Consider the following 3,126-nt stretch of genomic DNA (forward strand, 5'->3'; position numbering starts at 1 on the left):
GCTGCTCCCAGTTCCAGCGGCGGTTCCGTCACCGGGCCCGCTTCGCCGGCGGGACAGGCCAGCCACGACCAGCAGCCACCTTCCGCCTTCCGCCGATTCATGGCCACCGGCTGGGTGTCCACCGCGGAGCCGACGCCGGCCCGTGACGATGTGGCACAGTACGCGGCCCAGGATGTGGCCCAGTACGCGGCCAAGCGGCGCGCGCTGCTGAGCTCACGATTCCCGGCCGAGACGCTGGTGGTGCCCAGCGGTGGGCTCAAGGTACGGGCGAATGACACCGATTACCCGTTCCGGCCGGGCAGTGATTTCTTCTGGCTGACCGGTTGTCACGAGCCGGACGCCGTGGTGATTCTGCGTCCGAGCCCCGGTGGCGACCACGACGCCGTCCTGTATGTCGCCGACCGCTCGGACCGTTCCACACCGGCCTTCTACACCGACCGGCGCTACGGCGAACTGTGGGTGGGACCACGCGCGGGGGTACGGGAGACGTCGGCGGCTCTCGAGATCACCTGCCGCCCGCTCGACGAGCTCGCCGAGGCGCTGGCCCGGCTGTCACCGGCGACGACCCGGGTGGTACGCGGCCAGGACGAGCAGGTGGACCGCGCGGTCCTGCGGTACACGCCCGCCGGCCGGGAAGCATCCACCCCCGCCGGGACCGACCGGGACACGGAGCTGGCCCAGGTCCTCTCCGAGCTGCGGCTGGTCAAGGACGAGCACGAAACGGCCCTGCTGGAGCAGGCGATCGCCGCCACCGTCCTGGGCTTTTCCGAATGCGTGCGTGAGCTGGACCACGCGATGACACTGCCCAACGGCGAACGGTGGCTGGAGGGCACGTTCTGGCGCCGCGCCCGGGTCGACGGCAACGACGTCGGGTACGGCTCCATCGTCGCCTGCGGCCACCACGCCACCATCCTGCACTGGGTCCGTGACGACGGGCCGGTACGGCCCGGCGACCTCGCGCTGCTGGACATGGGTGTCGAGTCCCGCTCGCTTTACACCGCCGACATCACACGCACGCTTCCCGTGAACGGACATTTCAGCGATGTGCAGCGTCAGGTGTACGACGTGGTCCTCGCGGCCCAGCAGGCCGGAATCGAAGCGGTGCGACCGGGCGCACAGTTCCTCGACCCGCACCGGGCGGCAATGCGGGTGATAGCCGAGGCGCTGCACGGCTGGGGGCTGCTCCCGGTCAGCGTCGAGGAGTCTCTCGCGGAAGACCCCGAAGCACCGAACGCGGGCCTGCATCGCAGGTATACCCTGCACTCCACGTCACACATGTTGGGCCTCGACGTCCACGACTGCGCCCACGCCCGTGACGAAGCTTACCGCGACGGCCCACTCACGGCCGGGATGGTGCTCACGGTCGAGCCGGGGCTGTACTTCCAGCCCAACGACATTACGGTGCCGCCGGAGCTGCGCGGGATCGGGGTGCGGATTGAGGATGACATTCTCGTCACCACCGCGGGCCACCGCAACCTGTCGGCCGCGCTTCCCCGCGCCCGGGGGGAGCTGGAAAACTGGATGGCCCGCCACCGCGGCACCTGAGCCCGGGCATGACCTGGGCGACAGGTTGCGGGCCCGACAACCTGTCGCCCAGAAAACAGCACTGCCACATGCCCCAAATTGGCCATAAGCGGCACCAACCAGGGGCCCGGCCTCTTCCGCGCCGGCACCGCCGTACGACTGACCCCCCGCGTCATGGTCCACCGCTCGGCCGCAGCCGGCCCCGTGCGCCCGCGACCACGCGAAAACAGTTGTGACCGCGTGGGATTCGGGCAACTGGACGAATGCGGCCGAGAGCGGCTCAGTGAGCCTTGTCGTACGCCTCGACGATGTTGGAGGCGATACGACCACGGTCACTGACCGTGTAACCGTTGGCTCGCGCCCACTCACGAATGTCAGCGGTACGGTCGGTGCCGCCGGTACGACGAGAAGCGCCGCGCTGCCCACGGCGGGCGGCAGTTGCCCGGCCACCCGAGCGACGCGCCGCCCCAACGAACGGAGCCAACGACTCACGCAGCTTGGTGGCGTTCTTCTCGGACAGATCGATCTCGTACGAAGCGCCGTCCAGCCCGAACCGAACAGTCTCATCGGCCTCGTGTCCATCGAGATCGTCAATCAACGACACGATGGTCTTCTGCGCCATGCCTCTCTCCTTCAGGTCAGCGAACCGCGGAACTCTTCGAGACTAGTATTACCACGTCATCAGGAAGAACTGTAACTGCTGGTTCGGACACGCGCGACCGCCATCGCCCGCGACATGCCGTCCGCGGCGTCATCGACACCACACAACGTCCCTCAGGTAGACGTGAGTCACGTCTAGCCAAAGCGCTGGAGGCCACCGTCAGGATAAATTTTGATCATGAGTTGTCGCCGAATCACGACTTCCGATCCGAAACGCCGGTGGTCGGCGCAGACAAGGACGTCACGGTCCGGCCGGCAGCGGTGAGCGCCACGCAACGCCATCAAGGATCCCGCACCTGCGAATGCGATACACCACGTATGGGCCGCAGCCGCGCTCATCCGATTCACGGTCTGGTAGTAGAGCTGGCCCGGTAGTAGCGCCCAAGGAGCCACGGTGGATGAGCGGACATGGATCGTCGATGCGGCAAATGTGATAGGAGCCCGCCCGGACGGATGGTGGCGCGATCGCGCGGCCGCCGCCGCACGCCTGCACGGACGCCTGTCCGCGCTGTGCCAGGGGGCCTCCACGCCACGGGCGGCGGCCAGCGAGGATCTGCCGGCCAGGGAGGACCTGCCGGCCGAGGTGATCCTGGTGCTCGAAGGGGCGGCCCGGGCCGGGGTCGCCGCGAGCGGGCGGCCCGGCGCCGGTGAGCCGGGCAACCGGCCCGCCGGGCTCGTTGTCGTCCACGCCCCCGCGGCGGGTGACGACACGATCGTGGCGGCGGCCGCCGCGGCGGTCCAACAGGGACGTGGCGCCGTTGTCGTCATCACCGCGGACCGCGCGCTCCGCGCCCGCGTCCACGCTGTGGGCGCGGCCACGGCGGGGCCAGGATGGCTGTGGGCGCTGCTCGACCGTCCCCGCTAGAACACGCCCGCCAGAACACGCCCGCCAGAACGCGGCCACCCGCTGGGAACAGCCGCCCACGGGAAACAGCGCCCATC

General features: G+C 69.4%; 3 protein-coding genes. 2 read left to right on the forward strand and 1 reads right to left on the reverse strand.

Annotation, left to right across the window (positions count from 1 at the left end; translation table 11 throughout):
• A partial coding sequence (locus AC5LSR_RS01425; RefSeq protein WP_445548518.1) for an aminopeptidase P family protein occupies positions 1-1,545 on the forward strand: 1,545 nt, incomplete at its 5' end.
• 259 nt (positions 1,546-1,804) lie between these two features.
• Here AC5LSR_RS01425 and AC5LSR_RS01430 read toward each other — a convergent pair.
• Positions 1,805-2,146, reverse strand: a complete 342-nt coding sequence (locus AC5LSR_RS01430) for a histone-like nucleoid-structuring protein Lsr2 (RefSeq protein WP_013874753.1) — start codon at positions 2,144-2,146, stop codon at positions 1,805-1,807.
• A 432-nt stretch (positions 2,147-2,578) separates the two neighbouring features.
• On the opposite strand from AC5LSR_RS01430, the gene AC5LSR_RS01435 reads away from it, so the two are divergent.
• Positions 2,579-3,049, forward strand: coding sequence for a hypothetical protein (locus AC5LSR_RS01435; protein ID WP_250285931.1), 471 nt, complete (start codon positions 2,579-2,581; stop codon positions 3,047-3,049).
• Positions 3,050-3,126: the final 77 nt, after the last annotated feature.

This window comes from Protofrankia sp. CiP1_Cm_nod4 (genome assembly GCF_982290645.1).